This window comes from Kribbella sp. NPDC004138, assembly GCF_053603655.1.
The window spans coordinates 31,154-51,973 of the sequence record NZ_JBSGFZ010000017.1 but is presented as its reverse complement, the minus strand read 5'-3'; the positions used below and the strand labels follow the sequence as shown (position 1 = coordinate 51,973).

General features: G+C 70.2%; 23 protein-coding genes. 11 read left to right on the top strand and 12 right to left on the bottom strand.

Features of this window, described 5'->3' with window-relative positions; genetic code table 11:
* Positions 1–7: 7 nt before the first annotated feature.
* Positions 8–451, bottom strand: a complete 444-nt coding sequence (locus ACWEOO_RS23790; RefSeq protein ID WP_452144866.1) for a hypothetical protein — start codon at positions 449–451, stop codon at positions 8–10.
* Positions 452–561: 110 nt separating this feature from the next.
* Between ACWEOO_RS23790 and ACWEOO_RS23785 the strand changes: the two genes are divergently transcribed.
* The 3 genes from ACWEOO_RS23785 to ACWEOO_RS23775 all read left to right on the top strand — a co-directional run bounded on the left by ACWEOO_RS23785 (position 562) and on the right by ACWEOO_RS23775 (position 3,537).
* Positions 562–1,602, top strand: a complete 1,041-nt coding sequence (locus ACWEOO_RS23785) for an amidohydrolase family protein (protein ID WP_452144865.1) — start codon at positions 562–564, stop codon at positions 1,600–1,602.
* Positions 1,599–1,958 (top strand): YybH family protein, encoded by a 360-nt coding sequence (locus tag ACWEOO_RS23780; protein ID WP_452144864.1) that lies wholly within the window; start codon positions 1,599–1,601, stop codon positions 1,956–1,958. Before ACWEOO_RS23785 ends, ACWEOO_RS23780 begins: the two co-directional genes overlap by 4 nt.
* A 142-nt stretch (positions 1,959–2,100) precedes the next feature.
* Positions 2,101–3,537, top strand: coding sequence for an ankyrin repeat domain-containing protein (locus tag ACWEOO_RS23775; RefSeq protein ID WP_452144863.1), 1,437 nt, complete (start codon positions 2,101–2,103; stop codon positions 3,535–3,537).
* Here the strand turns inward: ACWEOO_RS23775 and ACWEOO_RS23770 are convergent.
* Positions 3,503–4,606, bottom strand: coding sequence for a calcium:proton antiporter (locus ACWEOO_RS23770; RefSeq protein ID WP_359935936.1), 1,104 nt, complete (start codon positions 4,604–4,606; stop codon positions 3,503–3,505). The genes ACWEOO_RS23775 and ACWEOO_RS23770 overlap by 35 nt on opposite strands.
* Positions 4,607–4,670: 64 nt before the next feature.
* On the opposite strand from ACWEOO_RS23770, the gene ACWEOO_RS23765 reads away from it, so the two are divergent.
* Together ACWEOO_RS23765 and ACWEOO_RS23760 are read left to right on the top strand one after the other, a co-directional pair.
* Positions 4,671–5,177, top strand: a complete 507-nt coding sequence (locus ACWEOO_RS23765; protein ID WP_452144862.1) for an N-acetyltransferase family protein — start codon at positions 4,671–4,673, stop codon at positions 5,175–5,177.
* Entirely contained in the window at positions 5,174–6,013 is an 840-nt protein-coding gene (locus ACWEOO_RS23760) for an SCO6745 family protein (RefSeq protein WP_452144861.1), read from the top strand. The genes ACWEOO_RS23765 and ACWEOO_RS23760 overlap by 4 nt, the downstream gene beginning before the upstream one ends.
* A gap of 3 nt (positions 6,014–6,016) precedes the next feature.
* Here the strand turns inward: ACWEOO_RS23760 and ACWEOO_RS23755 are convergent, their stop codons facing one another.
* Complete coding sequence (locus ACWEOO_RS23755; protein WP_452144860.1) at positions 6,017–6,904, bottom strand: LysR family transcriptional regulator ArgP; 888 nt, start codon at positions 6,902–6,904, stop codon at positions 6,017–6,019.
* Positions 6,905–6,977: 73 nt separating this feature from the next.
* On the opposite strand from ACWEOO_RS23755, the gene ACWEOO_RS23750 reads away from it, so the two are divergent.
* Both ACWEOO_RS23750 and ACWEOO_RS23745 read left to right on the top strand, forming a co-directional pair.
* On the top strand, positions 6,978–7,574 hold the full coding sequence (locus ACWEOO_RS23750; protein ID WP_452144859.1) for a LysE/ArgO family amino acid transporter: 597 nt from the start codon (positions 6,978–6,980) through the stop codon (positions 7,572–7,574).
* 15 nt (positions 7,575–7,589) lie between these two features.
* Positions 7,590–8,393: an MBL fold metallo-hydrolase gene (locus ACWEOO_RS23745; protein ID WP_452144858.1), complete on the top strand. Its 804-nt coding sequence runs from the start codon at positions 7,590–7,592 to the stop codon at positions 8,391–8,393.
* Positions 8,394–8,500: 107 nt separating this feature from the next.
* Here the strand turns inward: ACWEOO_RS23745 and ACWEOO_RS23740 are convergent, their stop codons facing one another.
* Positions 8,501–9,412, bottom strand: coding sequence for an SDR family oxidoreductase (locus ACWEOO_RS23740; protein WP_452144857.1), 912 nt, complete (start codon positions 9,410–9,412; stop codon positions 8,501–8,503).
* Between the two features lie 48 nt (positions 9,413–9,460).
* Between ACWEOO_RS23740 and ACWEOO_RS23735 the strand changes: the two genes are divergently transcribed.
* Positions 9,461–10,138 (top strand): TetR/AcrR family transcriptional regulator, encoded by a 678-nt coding sequence (locus ACWEOO_RS23735; RefSeq protein ID WP_452144856.1) that lies wholly within the window; start codon positions 9,461–9,463, stop codon positions 10,136–10,138.
* Here ACWEOO_RS23735 and ACWEOO_RS23730 read toward each other — a convergent pair.
* Entirely contained in the window at positions 10,075–10,989 is a 915-nt protein-coding gene (locus ACWEOO_RS23730; protein WP_452144855.1) for a DMT family transporter, read from the bottom strand. The two genes, ACWEOO_RS23735 and ACWEOO_RS23730, sit on opposite strands and share 64 nt — an antisense overlap.
* Positions 10,990–11,024: 35 nt before the next feature.
* Complete coding sequence (locus tag ACWEOO_RS23725; RefSeq protein WP_452144854.1) at positions 11,025–12,227, bottom strand: MFS transporter; 1,203 nt, start codon at positions 12,225–12,227, stop codon at positions 11,025–11,027.
* A 95-nt stretch (positions 12,228–12,322) separates the two neighbouring features.
* Between ACWEOO_RS23725 and ACWEOO_RS23720 the strand changes: the two genes are divergently transcribed.
* A complete protein-coding gene (locus tag ACWEOO_RS23720) occupies positions 12,323–13,198 on the top strand; it encodes a hypothetical protein (RefSeq protein ID WP_452144853.1) in 876 nt (291 codons plus the stop codon).
* Here the strand turns inward: ACWEOO_RS23720 and ACWEOO_RS23715 are convergent.
* From ACWEOO_RS23715 to ACWEOO_RS23700, 4 genes are all read right to left on the bottom strand, one after another.
* A complete protein-coding gene (locus ACWEOO_RS23715) occupies positions 13,185–13,577 on the bottom strand; it encodes a GNAT family N-acetyltransferase (protein WP_452144852.1) in 393 nt (130 codons plus the stop codon). The two genes, ACWEOO_RS23720 and ACWEOO_RS23715, sit on opposite strands and share 14 nt — an antisense overlap.
* A complete protein-coding gene (locus ACWEOO_RS23710) occupies positions 13,574–14,326 on the bottom strand; it encodes a phosphotransferase family protein (RefSeq protein ID WP_452144851.1) in 753 nt (250 codons plus the stop codon). The genes ACWEOO_RS23715 and ACWEOO_RS23710 overlap by 4 nt, the downstream gene beginning before the upstream one ends.
* Before the next feature lie 45 nt (positions 14,327–14,371).
* Positions 14,372–14,728, bottom strand: a complete 357-nt coding sequence (locus ACWEOO_RS23705) for a helix-turn-helix domain-containing protein (protein ID WP_359935962.1) — start codon at positions 14,726–14,728, stop codon at positions 14,372–14,374.
* A gap of 169 nt (positions 14,729–14,897) precedes the next feature.
* Positions 14,898–16,046, bottom strand: coding sequence for a trans-sulfuration enzyme family protein (locus tag ACWEOO_RS23700; protein WP_452144850.1), 1,149 nt, complete (start codon positions 16,044–16,046; stop codon positions 14,898–14,900).
* 132 nt (positions 16,047–16,178) lie between these two features.
* On the opposite strand from ACWEOO_RS23700, the gene ACWEOO_RS23695 reads away from it, so the two are divergent.
* Entirely contained in the window at positions 16,179–16,712 is a 534-nt protein-coding gene (locus tag ACWEOO_RS23695) for an Lrp/AsnC family transcriptional regulator (RefSeq protein WP_359935966.1), read from the top strand.
* 62 nt (positions 16,713–16,774) lie between these two features.
* On the opposite strand, the gene ACWEOO_RS23690 is transcribed toward ACWEOO_RS23695, so the two are convergent.
* Together ACWEOO_RS23690 and ACWEOO_RS23685 are read right to left on the bottom strand one after the other, a co-directional pair.
* Positions 16,775–17,794 carry an LLM class flavin-dependent oxidoreductase gene (locus ACWEOO_RS23690; RefSeq protein WP_452144849.1) on the bottom strand — a complete coding sequence of 340 codons (1,020 nt, stop codon included), beginning with the start codon at positions 17,792–17,794 and terminating at the stop codon, positions 16,775–16,777.
* A gap of 30 nt (positions 17,795–17,824) precedes the next feature.
* Positions 17,825–18,352 (bottom strand): NADPH-dependent FMN reductase, encoded by a 528-nt coding sequence (locus tag ACWEOO_RS23685; RefSeq protein WP_452144848.1) that lies wholly within the window; start codon positions 18,350–18,352, stop codon positions 17,825–17,827.
* A gap of 183 nt (positions 18,353–18,535) precedes the next feature.
* Here ACWEOO_RS23685 and ACWEOO_RS23680 point away from each other — a divergent pair, with 183 nt between their 5' ends.
* Positions 18,536–20,782: a HelD family protein gene (locus ACWEOO_RS23680; protein ID WP_452144847.1), complete on the top strand. Its 2,247-nt coding sequence runs from the start codon at positions 18,536–18,538 to the stop codon at positions 20,780–20,782.
* Positions 20,783–20,820: the final 38 nt, after the last annotated feature.

Genomic DNA, 20,820 nt, shown 5'->3' with positions numbered 1-20,820 from the left:
GCGGCCTTCAATAGCCGTACCGAGCGGCCTGCTCGGTCATCGTGAGCGGCTGGACGGTGTCGTTCGGCGGCACCGGCGGGCGGGTCATCGAGTCGAGCCGGCTGCGCGTGCGGATCTTGTTGAAGATCCACACGTTCGTCAGGTGCACGACGCCGAGCACCAGCATCACGATCCCCAGCTTCACGCTCAACTGCTCGAACACGCCGCTCGCGTCCAGCACCGGCCGCCCGCTGCGCAGGAACAGCGTCACGAACCCGAGGTTGATCAGATAGAACCCGACCACCAGCAGCCGGTTCACCGCGTCGGCGAACTCCGCGTTGCCGTGGAACACGTCGACCAGGAAGATCCGCCCGTTCCGGCTCAGCGTGCGCGCCACCCAGATCGTCAGCGGCACCGCGATCAGCAGGTAGACCAGGTACGTCGTGACCGTCATGTCCATCGTTCTCCCCACTTCTTGAACATGTTCAAATTGTCGATGCCCTGACCGTACGCCGCTGTTTTGAACATGTTCAAGTCGAGCGTCACGTGATCTGGATCTCGTCCGGGGCGAGAATGGCCCGCATGACGACCTGGGTCTTCGAAGGAACCGTGCTGCCCTCCGGCGACACCGCCCGCCGCCTGACGTTCGGGCCGGACCCGTCCGGCGAGCAGCTGCCCGGCAGGTACGCCGTACCGGGCCTGGTCGACTCGCACTGCCACCTGACGATGGCCCCCGGCGCGAACGGGCCGGTCCTGCGCGGCGCGGACTACGCCGACGAGCGGCTCGGCGAACTCGCCGGCGCCGGGGTGAGCGCGGTCCGCGACGTCGGCGGCAATCGGGACGTCACGCTCCGGCTCGCCCGGACCGCGGACGACGGCCGCCCACTCGTCCTCGCGGCCGGCCGGTTCCTCGCCCCGGACGGCCGCTACTTCCCGCAGGCGTACGAGCCGGTCGCGCCGGAGGATCTGCTCGCCGCGGTCGAGGCCGAGATCGCCGACGGCGCGACCTGGCTGAAGCTGGTCGGCGACTTCCCCGAGGTCGGCCCGGACGGCCCGATCCGCGGCAGCAAGGTGAGTCCGTCGTACGACGTCGAACTGGTCGCCGCGATGGTCGAGCTGGCCCACGCGCGGAACGCCCGGGTCGCCGCGCATGTGAACACCGACCACGTGAGCGAGCTGATCCGGGTCGGGATCGACTCGGTCGAGCACGGTACGGCGCTCACCGAGCAGGATCTACAGGCGCTCGGCGCCCGCGGCGGCGCGTGGACGCCGACGCTCTGCGCCTCGGTCGGCCCGGGCCCGGACGAGACCCCGGAGCGGCGGGCCCGGCGCGAGGAGCGGTCGGCGTACCTCGCGTCGATCCTGCCGCTGGCCGACCGGTACGGCGTGCGCGTGCTGACCGGATCGGACGTGGTCGGCACGGTCGCCGGCGAGATCGACCTGCTCGTCAAGCACGGGCTGACCATGGAGCAGGCGCTCACCGCGGCCTCCACCGGCGCGCAGGATTTCCTCGGCCTGACCGGCGCCGGCAACCTCGTCACGTACGACGCGGACCCGCGGGACCATCCCGGCGTGCTCGCGCGACCGGCGGCCGTCGTCCTCAACGACCGGCGGATCGCATGAAGGAGAAGGACCTCGACCGCTGGGTCGAGAAGTACCGGAAGGCGTGGGAGAGCAACGATCCCAAGGACATCGCCGCGCTCTGGACCGAGGACGCCATCTGGTACCGGCGGCCGGACGAGGCGCCGGTGACCGGCCGGGAGGCGATCGTCGCGGCGTGGCTGGAGGTCTCCGACGCGCCGGGCGAGACGACCTTCGAGTACGAGGTGCTCGGCTTCGGGGACGGCGTCGGCTTCGTCCGCGGCTGGACGACGTACCTGACGAATCCGCCGGGCGAGTTCAGCAACCTCTGGGTGATCCGGCTGGAGAAGGACCGTGCGTTCGAGTTCACCGAGTGGTGGATGGAGAAGCCGCGCTGAGCTACGCTGCCGGTGAGGCGCTTCAGGGCGCCACCGGTCCGCGGGAAGGGCTCAGCCCACCTGAGAATCAGGGCGTAGTACCGCTTGACCTCCTTTCTCGCCTGACGATGCGGACAGCAGGCTCGTAGAGAGGAGGTCGGCGATGCCGACCCGGAATCTTCCGAACGACCCGCACCTCGACCATCTGCGCGGTCAGGCCAAGACCCTGCTCAAACAGGTCCGCGCCGGCGACAGCGCCGCTGTCGCACTGGCCGCCGAGTTCCATCCCGTGCAGACGTTGGCGGACGCCCAACTGGTGATCGCGCGCAGCTACGGGTTCCCCAGCTGGCCGCGGATCGTGCGGCATCTGGAGCTGGTCGACCGCTACAGCCGCTCGCCGCACCGGCAGCCGGTCGGCGGCCCGCTGGACACGCCCGCGGAGCGTGCCGACGAGTTCCTCCGGCTCGCGACACTGCACTACGGGGAGGATGATCCGGCCCGGCAACGATCCGCCCGCGACCTTCTCGAGCGTTACCCAGAGGTTGCCCAGAGCAACATCTACACACAAGTGGTGGCCGGCGACCTGGACGGGATCGACTTCAGCCAGGCGAGCTCGGAGGGCGGGCCGTACCGCTGGGAGCCGCTTCTCTACCTCACTTACAGCCGTCTCGACGCGCCGAACCAGATCGAGATTGCCCGGCTCCTGCTCGAGCACGGCGCCGACCCGAACGCCGGCTACCTGTGGCAGGGCCTGCCGTCACCGTTCACCGCCCTCACCGGCGTCTTCGGCCGCGGTGAGGGCGACCAGCCGCCGCACCGGCATCGCGTCGAGTTGGCTCGGCTCCTGCTCGATGCCGGCGCCGACCCGAACGACAGCCAGACGATGTACAACTGCGGCCCCGGGTGTCCCCCGCCGTACGACGACGTACACCTGGAGCTCCTGCTGGAGTACGGGCTGGGGCGCGGCGACGGCGGCCCGTGGCACGCCCGGCTGACCGCTGCACACCCGACCCCGCGACAGCTGCTCGAGGACGAACTGGTCTTCGCGTCATGGGCCGGCCTGACCCACCGGGCCGAGCTGGTACTTGCCCAGGGCACCGATCCGGAGGGCGTCGGTACCCGGCATCCGGTCTTCGGCGGACATCGACCGTACGAACTGGCCGCCGTCCAGGGCCATACCGAGATCGCCGACCTGCTCCGGGCGAGGGGCGCGGCGCCGCTGGACGAGATCCACCAGGTGTACGCCGCCGCGATGCGCGGTGAGCTGCCCGACGTCGATCCCGAACTCGCCGCCCGCGCGGTGGCCCGGACACCGCACCTGCCCGTTCGCGCCGCCGAGGTCGGTCGTGCCGTGGCGATGGAACCGTTGCAGCGACTGGGGTACGACCTCAGCCGGATCTCCGGCGGTGCCGCGCCGATCCACCGGGCCGCGCTCAACGGCCACCTGGAGACGGTCCGGAAACTCGTCGAACTCGGCGCCGACCCGACTCTGCGAGATCCGAACTACAACGGCGACGCTCTGAGCTGGGCCGAGCACAGTCACCAGCAATCGGTGATCGACTACCTCAGGGGCTTACAGCGAGGAACAGGAACGCGCTGAACACGGCGAGGTGAACGGCGCCCTGCAACAGCGTCGCCCGGCCGGTCGAGAGGGTGAACAGCCCGGTCACGACGGTCAACGCGAACAGCACCATCTCTTTGCCGCCGAGCCCGAGGACGAGCGGGCCGCTCAGCCAGATCGACGCGACGGCGATCGCGGGGATGGTCAGGCCGATGCTGGCGAGCGCTGACCCGAGCGCCAGATTGACGCTGGTCTGGAGACGGTTGCGCAGTGCGGCACGCACAGCGGCAACCGTCTCCGGCAGCAGGACGAGCAGCGCGATCACCACACCGACGACGGCCAGCGGCGCGCCGGCCGACTCCACCGCGGACTCGAGCCTCGGCGACACGGTCTTGGCCAGCCCGACCACCGAGATCAAGCAGACGAACAGCAACCCGAGGCTCAGCAGTGCGGTCTTCCCGCTCGGCGCGGCCGCGTGATGGTCCTCGTCCTCGTCGACCGCGCCATCCGCCCCCACCGGCAGGAAGTAGTCACGGTGCCGGATGGTCTGGATGAATACGAACACGCCGTACAGCACCAGCGACGTCACGCCCGCGAACGCCAGCTGTGCCGAACTGAACTGCGGCCCTTCCGCGCTCGTCGTGAACGTCGGCAGCACCAGACTCAACGTCACCAGGGCGGTCGTCACCGACAGCGCGGAGTACGACGCCTGCACCCGGAACTCCTGCACGCGGTGCCGTAGCGAGCCGACGACCAGCGCCAGCCCGAGGATCCCGTTGCAGGTGATCATGACCGCGGCGAACACCGTGTCACGGGCCAGTGACGCGGCCTTGTCGCCGCCGGACGCCATCAGCGTGACGATCAGCGCGACCTCGATGATCGTCACCGCGAGCGCGAGGATCAGCGTGCCGAACGGCTCTCCGACCCGGTGCGCGACGACCTCGGCGTGGTGCACGGCGGCGATCACCGCGGCACCGAGACCGAGACAGACCAGGATCAGCAAGACCGCGCCGAGGTTGCGGTGCCAGGTCCCGATCAGGTCGACGAAGGCGAGCAGCGGCACGGCCAGCGTCCAGCGCGGCAGACCTTGGGTCACGGAGTTTCTCATCCTCAGACAGCCTATCGGGAATCCCCTTGGCATCCGGCGCGTCGCGGGTGATGCTTCTCCCAATATGACTGTTGACATCAGGGAAGCGACCGCTGCCGACTGGCCGGCCATCTGGCCGTTCTTCCGGGAGATCGTCACCGCGCGCGAGACCTATACCTACGATCCGGACCTCACCGAGGAGCAGGCCCGCGCACTCTGGATGTCGCCGTCCAGCTCGCCGTTGGCCCGGACAACGGTCGCGGTCGATGCCGACGGCACCGTTCTCGGCAGCGCCAACATGTACCCGAACCGCCCGGGTCCCGGCGCTCACGTCGCCAGCGCCAGCTTCATGGTCGACGGCAAGGCCCGCGGCAAGGGCGTCGGCCGGCTGCTCTGCGAGGACATGATCGCCTGGGCCGGCCGGTCCGGGTTCCGCTCGATCCAGTTCAACGCGGTCGTCGAGACGAACGAGCCCGCCGTCCATCTGTGGCAGTCCCTCGGCTTCCGGATCGCCGGCACCGTCCCGGAAGCCTTCGACCACCCCAAACTCGGGTACGTCGGCCTGCACGTCATGTACCGCCCCCTCCCATGACAAGGGCCCGCCGGATGTGGAAGGCGCTCGAGCCGTACCACGCGATCACCTACTTCGCGCCCGAGACGCGGAAGGCGACCGATGCACTCGGGCTGAAGGGCGGGTGGATGAGCTACTTCGGCTGCCGCTCAGCGCCCCTCGGCGCAGTCGGCCCGGAGTTCGTGGCCGCGGTGTTCTACAACTTCCACCCCGCGATGGTCGCGCGCTCACTCCCGGACGCCTGGAGCTACGCCACGCCGGCCCAGCTCCTCGACGCCAGGCTGACGGCGGTGGACGCCGCCGTACGGCGATTGTTCCCCGACGGGTCGTTCGACCGGGCGGCCGAGCTCGGGCGACGCGCGGCCGAGCTCGCTCCGATCGCCGGCCGGCCGATCGCGGCCGCCAACGCGGCGCTGGACTGGCCGGACGAGCCGCATCTGGTGCTGTGGCAGGCGACCACGATCCTGCGCGAATCACGCGGCGACGGGCACGTGGCGACACTCGTCGCCGCCGGTCTCACTCCGTGTCAGGCCTTGGTGACGATCTCGGCGGCGGGCGGGCCCTCGAAGGAGGTCTTCCAGTTCAACCGCCACTGGAGCGACGACGAGTGGGCGGCCGCCTCGGACGACCTCCGAAGCCGGGGCCTGCTCGACGCCGACGGGGCACTCACCGAACGCGGCCGGGCGCTGCGGCAGCAGGTCGAGGACACCACGGACTCGTTGGCCGACCAGGGGTGGCAGGCACTCGGCGACGAACTGGCCACCGAACTGCACGACCTCGTCCGTCCGCTGAGCGCGATCCTGATGTCGGACGGCCTGATCCCCGCCGACAACCCGATGGCCCTGCGCTGGGACTGACCTCTACGAGGTCCGAAGGCCCGCGTCGGCCGCCCGGAGAACCGCGGCGGTGAGCGCGTCGAGGATGCCGGACTCGAGTTTCCAGTGCTGCCAGTACAGCGGCACGTCGATGTACTTGCCCGGGGCGACCTCCACCAGCCGGCCGGCCGCCAGCTCGGGGCCGGCTACCTGATCCTCGATCATCCCCCAGCCGAGCCCGATCCGGACCGCCTCGTGGAACGGCGCGGACGCCGGGATCGCGTGCGACGGCGGATCCAGTGTGCGCCGGGTCACCTTGCGGACCAGCCGGTGCTGCAGGACGTCCTTCTCGTTGAACACCACCATCGGCGCCTCGGCCAGCGCCTCCGGCAGCGGTTTGCCGTGCAGCCACCGTTCGGCGTACTCCGGGGTGGCGAGCGGCAGGTAGCGCATCTTCCCCAGCCGGACGACGCGGCAGCCCTGCACCGGGCGCGGATCAGCGGTCACCGCAGCCAGGACCGTCCCGTTGCGGAGGTACTGCGCCGAGTGTTCCTCGTCCTCCTGGTGGACCAGGAACCGGGCGTCATGGGTCCGGGACAGGTCGAGCATCGCGGGCAGGAACCAGTTGTTGAGCGAGTCCGCGTTCACCGCGATCGGGATCCGCTGCGCGTCGATCGTGCCGCGGACGGCGGCGATCGCCTCCAGCTCGAGCAGCGAGACCTGACGGGCGAGTCGCAGCAGCGCGGCGCCCGCCGCGGTCGCCCGGGCCGGCCGGCCGCGCATCACCACGACCTGACCGAGCCGGCTCTCCAACGCCTTGATCCGTTGACTGACCGCGGACGGCGTGATGCGCAATCGCCGTGCGGCGGCGTCGAAGCTGCCTTCATCGACGACGGCAACGAACGTCTCGAGCTGTGCGGAGTCGAATTGCATGATGAAGCAATCCTAAAGGTGCATCAGAATCTTTAGCTGGTTTGCAGCAGGTCGACTGCTTACCGTCGAAGGCATGCCCCTCCTCGCCGGTTTCGCCACGGCACTGTCGCTGATCGTCGCGATCGGCGCCCAGAACGCGTTCGTCCTGCGTCAAGGACTCCGCCGCGAACACGTCCTCCCGGTGGTCCTGACCTGTGCGCTCTCGGACGCGCTGCTGATCTCCAGCGGCATCCTCGGCCTCGGCGCACTCCTCACCCGTAACCAGTTGGCCCTCGACATCGCCAAGTTCGGCGGTGCCGCTTTCCTTTACACGTATGCGTTTCTGGCCGCCAAACGTGCCCTCCGGCCCGGCTCGATCACTCCCGCCGACCACGCCCCCGCCGCCCTGCGCAGCGTCGTACTGACGTGTCTGGCTTTCACCTACCTGAATCCGCACGTCTACCTGGACACGGTCGTCCTGCTCGGCTCGCTGGCCAACCAGCGAGGCACCGACGGCCGGTGGCTCTACGGCCTCGGCGCCGTCACCGCCAGCTTCACCTGGTTCTTCTCCCTGGGCTTCTTCTCCCGCAAGCTGTCCGCCCTCTTCGCCCGCGCCCGGTCCTGGCAACTCCTCGACTCCACGATCGCCCTCCTGATGACCACGCTCGCCACCTGGATGCTCCTGTCCTGATCACACAATGGGGCGGTGGACGTGACTGTGCTGTGTGACGCGGTGGCGGTTTTCCCCGAAGAGGTTTCGACGGCGTTGCCGGAGTGGGGCGACGAGGCGGCTGCTTGGACGGGGCTGGTGATGCCGGGGAACGTTCGTGACGGTGGGTGGTTCCTGCATTTCCACAGCTATCTCGTGGTCGGGGACGCCGGGGTGGTGCTGGTTGACGCGGGGGTCGGGCCGGCGGGCGGGGAAGCGGCTGAATGGCTGGGGGTCGCCGGCCGACTGCCCGGGTTGCTGGCGCAGGTCGGTGTGGAGGCGGCGGATGTGGACGCGGTCGTGTTGACGCATGTGCATCTGGATCACGTGGGGTGGGCGTCCGACGGGGTGCGAGCAGGGTTTCCCCGGGCCGAGTACGTCGTCCAGCGGGCCGAGCTCGAGCACGTGCGCGGCGGGTCCACGTACTCGAACCGGATCAGGCCGATCGAGGAGGCGGGGCAGCTACGCGTGGTGGATGGCGAGGTCGCGCTGCAGGGGATGCGGCTGGTGCCGACGCCGGGGCATACGCCTGGGCATCAGTCGGTCGTGACGGAGCGGGCGATCCTCGGCGGTGACGTGCTGGTACACCCGGCGCAGGCGCAGTGGCCGGAGCTGACGTACGTGTACGAGCGCGACCCGGCCGTCGCCATCACCTCACGCCAGGAACTCCTCACCCTGGCAGCCGCAACCGGCGTCCCGATCGCGGCCGCACACCCTCACGCACCACTGTCGGTCGATCCGGTGCGCGCCATGCCCGTCCCGACCGCGGGCTACGACGTCTGCCCGCCACACAAGCTCTGACGGGCCATTTCGACAGGACGTGTCCGGCTGGAGGTAGTGCACCTGAGCGTAGATTCGCCTCCGCGTACAGCGTCTCAGGGGTGCACTACCTGTTCTTCGGTCCCGGTCTAGCGGTAGCCGGTCGTGTCGGCGGGCTTGCCGGCGTTCTCGACCTCGACGATGTAGCGCCACGCGTCGGGCCGGCTGCCGTCGAGGTCGGTGAAGCCGTAGATCCGGGCGAGCTCGCCGCTCGACGTCGACTTGCCGTTCCAGCGCCGTACGTCGGGGTCCGCCGCCAGCGCCGCCACCGCGCGGCCGACGTACGACGGGCTCTCGGAGATCGCGAAGTGCGGGATTCGCTCGGTCGCGTCCCGCCAGTTCTCCTCGCGGACGCCGAATCCTTCAAGCATCGCCTCCGACCGCAGCCAGCCGGGTGTCAGCAGGACGGCGGTCGCCTCGTACTTGTCCAGCTCGTGCGCCAACGCGAACGCGACCCGGCTGACCGCGCCCTTCGCGACGTCGTAGAAGAACGAGACCCGGTAGTTGTCCGCGTTGAACTCGTCGGTGCCGTCGGTCATCTCGATCACCAGGCCACCGGGTGACTTGATCAGCAACGGCAGCGCGTAGTGGCTGGTGATCACGTGCGTGTGCACGCCAAGCTGCAACAACCGCAGACCGCCGTCGAGGTCGCTCTCCCAGACCGTCTTGTCCCACTCGGGCTCGCCGTGCTGGCCCCAGATGTCGTTCACCAGGATGTGCAGCGCGCCCTGCTCCCGCTCGATCCGCTCGACCAGGGCCCGGACCTGCGCCGGGTCCAGATGATCCACCGCTACGGCGATGCCGCGGCCGCCGGCCTTGTCGACCAGCTCCGCGGTCTCCTCGATCGTCTCAGGCCGGCCCATCTCGGACCGCCGCTCCCGGGTGCTCCGCCCGGTCACGTACACGGTCGCGCCGGCCGCACCGAGCTCGACCGCGATCCCCCGTCCGGCTGCCCGGGTCGCCCCGGTCACCAGCGCCACCTTCCCCGCCAACGGCTGCATGCCGCCCTCCTTTATCCATACGTCGTACGATTATGTACCATACGGCGTATGGTTAACGACGGCAAGCGCTCCGGACGGCCGCGCGCCGGAGAGGAGCGACTGAGCCGGGAGGCGATCCTGACCGCCGCGCTGCGGATCGTCGACGACGACGGCATCGACGCGCTGACCATGCGGCGGCTCGCGGCCACGCTGCAGGTCAACCCGATGTCGCTGTACCACCACCTGCCGAACAAGGCCGCCGTGCTGGCCGGCCTCGCGGAGCTGGTGTTCGCCGGCCTGGAGCTCCCGGATCCGGGCGACACCGTGCCGTGGGACGAGCAACTCAAGGTGGCCGCCCGCGCCTACCGCGACGGTCTGCGGCAGCACCCGAATCTCGCGCTGCAGGTGCTGTCCGACACGTCCGCGGTGTCGGACGTCGTCGTGGTCACGATGGAGCCGTTCTACCGGGCTCTCGACCGGGCCGGTCTCGCGCCGCGCGAGATCTTCGAGGCCGCGAACACGCTGATCGATTTCATCCACGGCTTCAGCCTCGGCGAGGCGTCCGTCCGCGCGGAGACTTTCGAACTCGCCCCCGACCTGCTGACCCGCGTCCGCGCGCTGCCCGCGGACAGGGCGCCGACCCTGGCCCGGATCGTCAACGAGCTCGGCGAGGACGGACTCGCCTACGACTTCGACAGCGGCTTCGAATCGGGGCTGTCCACCTTGGTCGCCGGCATGCGCCGGTAGCGCGAGATCGCGACCCCGCCGAGGCACAGCAGGCCTCCGGCGTAAGCCGGCAGCACCGGGCTCTCACCGAGAAGCAGCCAGCCGAGGAAGATCGTGATCGGCGGCACGAGGTACGTCGTGGCGCCCATCCGGCCGGCCGTCGTCCGGGCGAGCGCGTAGGCCCAGGTGGTGAACGCGATGGCGGTCGGAAACGCACCGAGGAACACCACCCACCACACGGTGGACGGACGCGCGTCGGACACCTCGCGCAGCAGCGTCGGCCCGAACGGCAGGCAGGCGACGGCGCCGATTACGCAGGACAACCAGGTCACCTCGAGTGCGGGCAGACGGCCCAGCAACGGCTTCTGCGCCACGACACCGATCGCGTACGCCGCCGCGGCCACCACACAGAGCATCACGCCCCAGGCATCGGCGCCGCCGTGCGAGGAGGACAGGCCGATCACCACCACTCCGCCGAAGGCGACCAGACTGCCGATCACCAACTGCCGCGGGAATCCCTCACCCAGCACCATCCCCGCCAGCAGGGCGATCAGCAGCGGCCCGGTGTTCACCAGCATCGACGTGGTCCCGGCGTCGAGGTGCCGCTCGGCCGCGTTCAGCGCGACGTTGTAGACCCCGAACCAGAGCAGCCCGCAGACCAGCAGGTACTTCCAGTCCGCCCGAGCCGGCCATCGGCGCGGCCTGCTGAAGACGAAGATCCCGAGCAGCACGCTGCCGATCAGCAGTCGGCCCAGCGAGAGGGCGCCCGCCGAGATCTCTTCGCCGACGTGCCGGATCGCGACGAACGCCGACGCCCACAACACCACCGTCACCGCGGCCGCACCGGCGGTGAGCGCACCCTGTTTCCTCATACGTGTGGAACGTCCTCGAAGCCCATGATGTGAGGCTAGGTGTCACTCGCTTCGGCGCTGACCGAACTGCGCGGCGCCGGCAGCGTGAACGGTACGACGAACGCCGTCAGCAGCACCGGGATCGTCAACGCCGCCACGAGGACCGACATCGTGAACCACAGCGATCCGAGCGCGAATCCGCCGTACACCGCGATCGCGGAGACCTCCGCGAACAGGCCGGACACCGACGTCACGGTCGCCCGCGCCGGGCCGGTGATCGCGTCCTGCAACCGCGACTCGGACACCACGATCACCAGCTGCATGACGCCGTACCCGATCGCGATCGGCAGGAAGCCCCACGCGGATCCGCTCAGCGCACCGGTCGCGATCAGCACCGCCGTCGCCGCCAGACCCGCCGCGAAAGTTGCTGCTGGCAACTTGTAGGCCGCACCGGCGAGCGCGCCGCCGATCGCCTGCGCGGCAACGGTTCCGGCAATCAGCAGCGGGATCACGCCGGTCGCCGCCCCGGTCTCGCGGGCGAGCAGCGGGAAATACTCGTCGAACGCCAGGAACCCGCCGAGCAGCGCGACCAGAAGGACCGCCCGCCGCACCAATCGACTCGTGAGCACCTCAGCCACACCGGACTTCAACATGGCCAGGTAAGCGGCGAACGCTGCCCGGGCGCCAGGTTCGTCCGACTCCCGCGCGGCCTCGACCGCGCGCGCCTCGGGCAACGACCACGCGACGGCGGCCTGGGTCAGGCAGCTCAGCACGCTCACCACCCCGGCCAGGGCGTATCCGCCGAGGTCGAACAGCGGTGTCGCCAGCGCGGTCGCCGCCAGGTTCATCACGAACGACGCGGAGCGCGCGCGGCCGAGGAGCGTCGGGAAGTGCTCGGTGCGGTCCCGCGCCGCCAGCTCGTCGTACACGAACGCCTCGTAGGTGCCCGAGATCAGCGCGGACGACGTACCCCAGAGCACGAAGCCGAGCGCGAACCCGGCGTACGACGGCAGCGAGATCCATACGGCGTACCCGACGGCGCTGAGCAGGGCGCCCAGGATCAGCAGCTTGCGTCGCGAATACGTGTCGGCCCAGGCGCCGGAGGGCACCTCGAGCACGAATCCGGTCGCCGACCAGATGACGAACAGCGTCGAGATCTGGGCAGCCGACAGCCCGTGGTCGGCGAACAGCAGCTGATACAGCGGGTAGAGCGGGATGAAGTCCTGCAACGCCTCGAAGGCGATGATCCGGAGCGACAACCCTCGATCGGTGCGTCAACGCGGGGGGCTCATAGATCCGAAGATACGGCAAAAATGGCGCGCGGAGCACCCGAATTGTCCGTCAGAGTGGAGCGATGGGAGACGTCAGCGAACGATTCTGGGCGAAGCTGCCGGCGGGCAGCCGGGACGCCCTCGTCGACGGGTTGAGCCAGTCCGAACTGCAGTCGGTCCTGCTGGACGTGACACGGGAGCGCGCCGCCAAGGTGACGCCGGCGCGGCTCCTGCAGCGCTGGCAGCAGGACCGGTTCGTGCGGCCGTCCACCATCGATCCGCGGGAGCTGGTGAAGACCCAGCAGCGGCTCTGGGACCTGCTGCCGGAGAAGTTCGACGGCGTGCAGCTGTCCCCGATCACGCCGCTGGGGACGAGTTCGGCGGTCGCGACCGTCAACCAGCACCAGGTGGTCAGCACCATCCGCGGCACTGAGGTCGCCAGCGATCCGACCAACGAGCTGGCCGTCGAGGCCGCCGTACGACGTCGTGCCGGGCAGGACCGCGTCCACCTGGCGGCGTGTCAGCGGGTCGTCCGCGCGCAACCGTTCGACGAGCCGGCGATGTCGGCGCACTTCGAGCTGTTCGTGCTGGTGTCGAGCGCGCGGGACACCGGGTCGTGCCGGACCGAGGCGGAGCTGCTGATCGACCACCTGAGCTTCTGGCACGCCGTACTCGGCGAGAAGGCTGAACTCACCTTCACGGCGTTCACGGAGTCGGCGCTGCGCGACCGGATCGAAGACACCGTCCGCCCGGCGCTCGGCGTCGCGTTCACCGAGGACACCGAGCGGACCAAGAGCGCGGGCTACTACGCGGGCACCGCGCTCGGCATCGACCGCGCTGGCGCAGGACTGGGCGACGGCGGCTTCACCACCTGGACCGCGGACCTGCTCGGCGACGCGAAGGAACGCTGCCTGACGTCGTGCATCTCCACTGAAGGCCTGACCGTCACCGGAGCTTGAGCAGGCCGGCGTCGGTCGGGCGGAAGCCGCAGGCCTCTTCGTAGAAGGGCTTGAGGTGCGGCTCGTAGTCGACGTGCAGCCATTCACACCCGGCCTGACGCGCCTCTTCGGCCGCGGTCAGCACGAGCTGCTTGCCGATGCCCTGCCGACCGTGGTCGGGGTGGACGGCGGTGTCCAGCACGAACGCGTGCGACCCGCCGTCCCAGCACACCTGGACGAACCCGACCAGCTGATCGTTGCTGAAGGCCCCTACCCAGGTCAGCGCCCACCGCTCCAGCTGCGCGCCCCAGGGCTGCACACTCACTGCACTGTCGAACGCGGCCGCATGCAGCGCGGACAATTCGCGATCGTCGACCGGGAACCGTACGACGTACTTCACAGCATCCCCACCGCCGCTTCCAGGCGAGCGTTCCACTCGACGGCCGAACCGTCCGGCAGGTCCGACAGGCTCAGATACCCCTGGATTGCGACCGACGGCAGGACGGCGCTCAGACCGCTCAGATCGCCGTATGCCGCCAGCGCCTCGTCCCACCTCGCCGGCTCCACCGACGACACCAGGAACCAGGCCAGATCGAGCACGCCGGGCGCCGCCGACACGTCCTCCCAGTCGAGCAGCGCGACCGCGCCGTCCGGTCCGGTCCGCATGTTCGCCGCCGACGCGTCGCCGTGCACCAACGTCGGCTCACCCGCCCACGCCACCTCGGCCTCCGCGTCGAGCACCCTGCCCACCATCCGCTCGCCGAACGCACGAACAGGGGCGGACAGGTCCGACCGCTTCGCCAACGCCGGCCACGTGCGGTCGTACAGCCCGGCCACCAGGACATCCCCGGCGCTGGGCTGTCGCAGCCAGGCCCACTTGTTGTGGGCCCGCCCCCTCCAGCGGTCGTGCAGCTCGCGGAGAGTGCGCGCGCCGGCCTCCGGCTCCGCGCCGGGCGTCCAGCCGGAGATGTCTTCCAGCTCCAGGCGCGTTCCGGCCGGACCGGACTCGGCCTGGTAGCACTCGGGCACGCGTACGCCGACGACCGGCGCGATCTCCTGGTAGAACCGGACCTCGTTCTGGAACATGTTCAGGACGGCCGGGATCGAGCCCGGCGCGGCAGGCTCTCGGCGCTTCACGTAGTTCGGCACCAGGTCAGGCTAGGGACATCGGCCCGCCCGGCGTGACTGATTTTTCTAGGCGACCAGCGTGTACGCCGTGGCCGGGGCGGAGTAGGCGCGCGGACCGGACGGGATGCGCTGCGCACCGCGGTCCTCGACCCGGATCGCGGCGGTCTGCAGCCGGACCGGCAGCGTCTTCCGGACCGCGGTGGTCAGGTCGAACTGCACCTCGGACAACAGGTCGGACAGCTCCAGCCCGAGCGCCCGGCAGATCGCGGCGAGGATCTCCGAGGACGGCTCCTTGCGGCCGCGCTCGATCTCGGACAGGTACGGCACCGACACCTGGGCCAGCTCGGCGAGCTCACGCAGGGTGATTCCCCGCTCGTGCCGCAGCCGGCGGAACACGTTCCCGATCACCTGGCGTAGCAACACGTCTGGCCCTCCTCGCGTCCGGATCTCCTGTACCGAGTGTGCCACCCCACCCGGGCCCTCCGCCCCGAATCTGCCCTGAGCAGACTTTCTGCCCTCCGCAGAATCCACTTTGTGCACGCACCAACCAGTTTCGTGGGCGGGAAGTGGTTGGTGGGTGCCCAAAGTGTGGTCAGGCGAGGGCCTCGGCGAGGTCGCTGGTGAGGTCTTCGGGGTCCTCTAGGCCGAGGCTCAGGCGGAGGAGGCCGGGTGACGGCTTCGCGTCGGCGGCTACGAGGCGGTGGGTGAGGGCGGCGGGGTGCTGGATCAGCGTGTCGACTCCGCCCAGCGAGACGGCGTGGGTGATCAGCTTCACGCGGCTCGCCACCTGGGACGCCGCTGCGTAACCGCCGCTGAGCGTGAAGGCGAGGACCGCGCCCGGGCCCGCCTGCTGGCGGCCGATCAAGCCGGACGGGTCGGTCAGTCCGGGATAGTGGACGCGCTCGACGGCGGGTTGCGCGGAGAGCCAGTCCGCGACCTTGATCGCGGTCGCCTGCTGCGCCCGTACTCGCACCGGCAGCGTCTGCAGTCCCCTGTGCAGTTCGTACGCCGCCAACGGGTGCAGCAGGCCACCTGTTACAGCGCGGACCTGCCGAAGCCGGCTGATCCACTCCACGCCGGCCGCGACGACGCCTCCCATGACGTCGCCGTGACCGCCGAGGTACTTGGTTGCCGAGTGCAACACCAGGCTCGCCCCGTGCCGGGCCGGCTGCTGCAGGACGGGTGTGGCGAAGGTGTTGTCCACGAGGACAGCCACGTCACCCGCGGCCGCGGCGACGGACGCGATGTCGACGAGGTCGACGGTCGGGTTCGCCGGCGTCTCCACGATCACCAGACCCGTGTCCGGCTGGATCGCGGCGGCGACACCGGCCGGATCCACATACGTGACGGTTGTCCCCAGGAGGCCTGTGGATAACAAGTGGTCGCTGCCGCCGTACAGCGGGCGTACGGCGACCACGTGCGGGCGGCCCGCGGCGACGGTGGCGAGCAGGCACGCGGTGAGCGCGGCCATGCCCGACCCGAACGCGACCGCGCCGTCGGTGTACTCGAGCTCGGCGAGCGCGTCCTCGAAGCGAGCGACGGTCGGGTTCCACAGGCGCTGGTAGACGAGGCTCCCGCCGTCAGGCCCGCGGCCCTCGGCGAGTTCGTCGTACGACGCTCCGCCGGCGTCGACGCCGGGGAGCGGGTAGGTGGTGGACAGGTCGATCGGGGGGACGTGGACGCCGAGAGCGGCCAGGTCGTCGCGGCCGGCGTGCACCGACCTGGTGTCCAGCTGGGTCATCGCTGCCTCCTCACCGGGGTTGTGGAGGAGGATGGAATCTTCTGCGCACAGACTGCAATAGTTCCGAAGAAAATTCGTCCACAGGGTCATCCACACGCTGTGGATTCTGTGGACGAGCCCTACAGTGGTGGTATGCCGAAGGATCGTCGGAGCCCGGGACCGGCGCCGCGGCCGGTGCCGGAAGGGCTCGACGAGATCGACCGGACGCTCGTCGGTCTGCTGGCCGCGGACGGCCGGATGCCGAACAACGCGCTCGCCGAGGCGGCCGGCATCGCGCCGTCGACGTGCCTGACCCGCGTCCGGTCGTTACGCGAGCGCGGCGTGATCCGCGGGTTCCACGCCGACGTGGACCTGGCCGCGCTGGGCCGGCCGCTGCAGGCGCTGATCGCGATCCGCATCGGGGCGCACTCTCGCGACGAGATCGACCGGTTCCGCACGAAGGTGCCCGGCCTGCCGGGTGTGCTGTCGCTGTTCCATGTCAGCGGCGCCAACGACTACCTGCTGCACGTCAGCGCGGCGACCCCGGACGCGCTCCGGGAGTTCGTCCTCGACCACCTGACCGCGGATCCGGCGGTCAGCCACGCGGAGACGAGCCTGATCTTCGAGCACGTCCGCGGGACGCCGGACGCGCAGCACTCACCAACCGCGCCCAAATCGCCGCGCTGAGGCGCAGCTGACCCGGTCGTGCCCGGTCGGCGGGGTGTTGGTGAGTGGCACAGGTCCGCGGTTCAGCGGGGCTTCAGGCCCCAGGCCTCGGCGAGCAGCTGGAACGAGCGGCGGCGTTCGGCCGGGTTGTGGATGTTGGTGGTGATGATCAGCTCGTCGGCACCGGCGGCGTCGGCCCGGCGGCGAAGGTCGCCGGCCACCTGGTCAGGCGTGCCGACGGACACCAGGCCGGCCCACTCCTCGACAGCGGCCGCTTCCGCCTCGGACCACGGGTAGGCCTCGGCCTCTTCCGGGGACGGGAGCGGACCCGGCCGGCCGGAGCGCAGGCGGAGCATGGACAGCGCGTTGGCGCGGGCGAGCTGCTGCGCGCGCTCCTCGGTCTCGGCGACGATCGCGGCCAGCGCCAGGATCGCGTGCGGGCCGCCGTCGTGCTCGAACCGCTGATAGTTGGTCTTGTACGCCGAGATCACGCCGGCCGGATCGAGCGTCCCGAAATGCCCCGCGTACGCGAATCCGGTCCCGAGCGCGGCGGCCGCCTGACCGCCGTACGTGCTGGAGCCGAGGATCCACACCGGCGGCAGCGGTACGTCGTCGGGCTGGGCGCTGATCGGCTCGAACGGATGCCCCGCCGGGAACCCTTCGGCGTACGCGCGGAGTTCGGCGTACTGCTCCGTGAAGTCGTCGGCCCCGAGCGCCTCGCGGCTGCGGCGCAACGCGAGCGCCGTGCGCTGGTCGGTGCCCGGCGCACGGCCGATGCCGAGGTCGATGCGGTCCGGGTACAGCCCGCCGAGGACGCGGAACGTCTCGGCGACCTTGAGCGGCGAGTGGTTCGGCAGCATGATGCCGCCGGATCCGACCCGGATCGTCGACGTCGCCGCCGCGACCGCCGCGATCATCACCTCGGGGGTCGAGCTCGCCACGCTCGGGATGTTGTGGTGCTCCGCCAGCCAGTAGCGGTGGTAGCCGGCCGCCTCCGCCGTGCGGGCCAGTTCCAGCGTCTCGTGCAACGCCTCCGACGGCCGTGTGCCTGTCGGCACCGGCGAGAGGTCGAGCACGGACAGGGGGATCGCTTCAGCACTCACGTCCAACTGCCAACCGCGGCCCGCGGCCGCCTATTCCGGGTACGGCGTGTCCGCGCGGGCGTCTCGCAGGCAGCGGGCCCACCAGGCGAGCTGGCGAAGCAGCGCGGCCGCGGCAGCGGAGGTGGTCGGGTCGACGGGCTCGCCGTCCGCAGTGAAGTCCTCTTCGCGGAAGCCGAGGCTGTCGCGGATCGTGACCGCGTGCAGCTCGCCGAAGACGAGACGCAGCTGCTCGGCCGCCCGCAGCCCGCCCGAGCGTCCGCCGTACACCACGAAGCCGACCGGCTTGGCGTACCAGGGCCGGCGTACGGCGTCGATCGCGGTCTTCACGTCGCCCGGATAGGCGTGGTTGTACTCGGCGGTGACGATCAGCACCGCGTCCGCGTCGTCGATCCGCGCGGGCAGCTCGGTCAGCGGCAGCAGGCTCAGGTCGATCAGGTCGAGCTTGAACTCGTCGGCCCGCTCGACCTCCCGCGCGGACCACCGCGTCACCGCCGTCCCGAACCGGCCCACCTCGAGATTGCGCGTCAGCACGACGAGCCGCAGCGGATGAACAGTCACGTCGAACGACGCTAATACCTCAACAAGACTTGAGGTCAAGCCGTCTCAACCGGCAGTCCCGGAACACCACTTCAGGAAAAGCCGGTGACGGGATAAACTCAAGGATTTGTGGCTGCCGCCGGGAGAATTCCAGAAATGCGGCCTGAAAACCAACGGGACGTATTTTAGCACAAGGGACAGGAATTGCCGAATCCAGTCGATGCCGAACAGGCACACCTGACCACTTTCTACGCCGCGCTGGACGCCGAGCGTGCGCGGACCGACGCCCGCACCGACGACGAGCAACTCGTCCGCACCCGCAACGCGCAGGCGCTGCACCAGCGCGACGGCCGGATCCGTGACCTCAAACTCCGGCAGGCGCGCCTGAACGCCGCCGAGGAGGGGCTGTACTTCGGCCGCCTGGACACCGCCGACGGCGAGGTCCTGCACCTCGGCCGGATCGGTCTGCACGACGACGACTACGAGCCGCTGCTGGTGGACTGGCGCGCCCCGGCAGCGCGGCCGTTCTACATCGCGACCGCGGTCGCCAACCACGGCGTCGTCCGCCGCCGGCACATCCAGACCCGGCTGCGCCGCGTGGTCGACGTCCAGGACGAGCAGCTCGACCTCGGCCGGGAGGCCGCCGACGCGTCGAAGCCCGGCACCGGCGTGATCGGCGAGGCCGTGCTGATGAAGGCGCTGGAGGCCCGCCGGACCGGCCGGATGGAGTCGATCGTCCAGACCATCCAGGCCGACCAGGACCGGATCATCCGCTCCGAACTCCCCGGAATCCTCGTCGTCCAGGGCGGGCCGGGCACCGGGAAGACCGCCATCGCGCTGCATCGCGCGGCCTTTCTGCTGTACACCCACCGCGAACAACTGGAAAAGCGCGGAATTCTCGTCGTCGGGCCGAATGCCGCATTCCTGCGATTCATCGGCCAGGTGCTGCCGTCGCTCGGTGAGGACGGCGTCCGGCTGGTCACCATCGCCGAGTTGTTCCCCGGGCTGACCGCGACCCGGCCGGAGACGCCGGAGAGCGCGGAGGTCAAGGGCCGGACGGTGATGGCCGACGTGATCGCGCAGGCGGTCGCCGACCGGCAGTGGTTGCCGGAGCACCCGGTGCGGGTCTCGGTGGAGCGGACCGAGCTCACGCTCGACCCGGCGTTCGTAGGAGCCGCCCACGAGCGCGTGCGCAACCGCAACCTCACCCACAACCAGGCGCGACCCTTCGTGCTGAACGAGATCACCGACCACCTCACCAACCAGTACGCCGAGCTGATCGGCACCGACCCGCTCGACGGTGAGCAGCTCCTCGACGACTACGAGCTGTCCGAGCTGCGCAAGGAAGTGCTCTCCGAGCCCACGGTGGTCGCGTTGCTGGAGCAACTGTGGCCGTTGCTCAGCCCGCAGCGGCTGCTCGAGGACCTGTACGGCGACGAGGCCCGGCTCGCGTCGGCGGCGCCGCAGCTGTCGGAGCTGGACCGCGAGCACCTGCTGCGGTACGGCGACGACTGGAGCCCGTCCGACGTACCGCTGCTGGACGAGGCGGCGGAGCTGCTCGGTGACGACGGGTCCGAGGCCGCGCGGGAGCGTGCGGCGCGGGCACGGGCCGTTGCCTATGCGCAAGGGGCGCTGGACGTGCTGTCCGGCTCCGGTTCGACGGACTGGGACGAGGACGACGAGGCCGAGATCCTGACCGCGAAGGACATTCTCGACGCCGAGGCGCTGGCCGAGCGCTACGAGGCGGACGACGACCGGACGCTCGCCGACCGAGCCTCGGCGGACCGGCGGTGGACGTACGGTCACGTGATCGTCGACGAGGCGCAGGAGCTGTCGCCGATGGCGTGGCGGGCCATCGCGCGGCGGTGCCCGCTGCGGTCGATGACGGTGGTCGGCGACGTGGCCCAGACGAGCTCGATCGGCGGCGGTACGACGTGGTCGTCCGCGCTCGGTGAGACGTTCGGCAACCGGTGGCGGCTGGCCGAGCTGACGCTGAACTACCGCACCCCGGCCGAGGTGATGGAGCTCGCGCAGGCTGTCCTGCTGGCGGTCGATCCGTCGGCACGGGCCCCGCAGTCGGTCCGCTCCACGGGCGTGCGGCCGTGGCACATCGACGTACCCGCGGCCGAGCAAGCGCTGTACGTGTACAAGATGGCGGCCGAGGAGACGGCGTACGGCGAGGTCGGCGTGATCACGTCGCGCAGCCGGCTCGAGCTGATCCAGGAGGCGGTCGACGGCCTGTCCGGCGTCACGGTCCTCACCGCCCGCGAGGCCAAGGGTCTCGAGTTCGACTCGGTCCTGGTCGTCGACCCCGACGGCATCGTGATCGAGTCGCCACGCGGCCTCCGCGACCTGTACGTCGCCCTCACGCGCTGCACTCAACGCCTGGGTGTCGTCGGCGCGCTACCCGACGTACTCCAAGGCCTGCCGGCCTGGGAAAACCGCGGCTGACGGGTCTGTTCGATACCGGTCTAGCGGCCTACCGTCGA

What these genes read in the sequence shown, in the direction of transcription:
- ACWEOO_RS23730 (WP_452144855.1), bottom strand. Translation starts at nt 10,989, where the DNA reads ATGAGGAAACAGGGTGCGCTCACCGCCGGTGCGGCCGCGGTGACGGTG.
- ACWEOO_RS23750 (WP_452144859.1), top strand. Translation starts at nt 6,978, where the DNA reads ATGCCCCTCCTCGCCGGTTTCGCCACGGCACTGTCGCTGATCGTCGCG.
- ACWEOO_RS23695 (WP_359935966.1), top strand. Translation starts at nt 16,179, where the DNA reads ATGCCGAAGGATCGTCGGAGCCCGGGACCGGCGCCGCGGCCGGTGCCG.
- ACWEOO_RS23780 (WP_452144864.1), top strand. Translation starts at nt 1,599, where the DNA reads ATGAAGGAGAAGGACCTCGACCGCTGGGTCGAGAAGTACCGGAAGGCG.
- ACWEOO_RS23700 (WP_452144850.1), bottom strand. Translation starts at nt 16,046, where the DNA reads ATGACCCAGCTGGACACCAGGTCGGTGCACGCCGGCCGCGACGACCTG.
- ACWEOO_RS23775 (WP_452144863.1), top strand. Translation starts at nt 2,101, where the DNA reads ATGCCGACCCGGAATCTTCCGAACGACCCGCACCTCGACCATCTGCGC.
- ACWEOO_RS23760 (WP_452144861.1), top strand. Translation starts at nt 5,174, where the DNA reads ATGACAAGGGCCCGCCGGATGTGGAAGGCGCTCGAGCCGTACCACGCG.
- ACWEOO_RS23755 (WP_452144860.1), bottom strand. Translation starts at nt 6,904, where the DNA reads ATGCAATTCGACTCCGCACAGCTCGAGACGTTCGTTGCCGTCGTCGAT.
- ACWEOO_RS23770 (WP_359935936.1), bottom strand. Translation starts at nt 4,606, where the DNA reads ATGAGAAACTCCGTGACCCAAGGTCTGCCGCGCTGGACGCTGGCCGTG.
- ACWEOO_RS23740 (WP_452144857.1), bottom strand. Translation starts at nt 9,412, where the DNA reads ATGCAGCCGTTGGCGGGGAAGGTGGCGCTGGTGACCGGGGCGACCCGG.
- ACWEOO_RS23785 (WP_452144865.1), top strand. Translation starts at nt 562, where the DNA reads ATGACGACCTGGGTCTTCGAAGGAACCGTGCTGCCCTCCGGCGACACC.
- ACWEOO_RS23720 (WP_452144853.1), top strand. Translation starts at nt 12,323, where the DNA reads ATGGGAGACGTCAGCGAACGATTCTGGGCGAAGCTGCCGGCGGGCAGC.
- ACWEOO_RS23765 (WP_452144862.1), top strand. Translation starts at nt 4,671, where the DNA reads ATGACTGTTGACATCAGGGAAGCGACCGCTGCCGACTGGCCGGCCATC.
- ACWEOO_RS23735 (WP_452144856.1), top strand. Translation starts at nt 9,461, where the DNA reads ATGGTTAACGACGGCAAGCGCTCCGGACGGCCGCGCGCCGGAGAGGAG.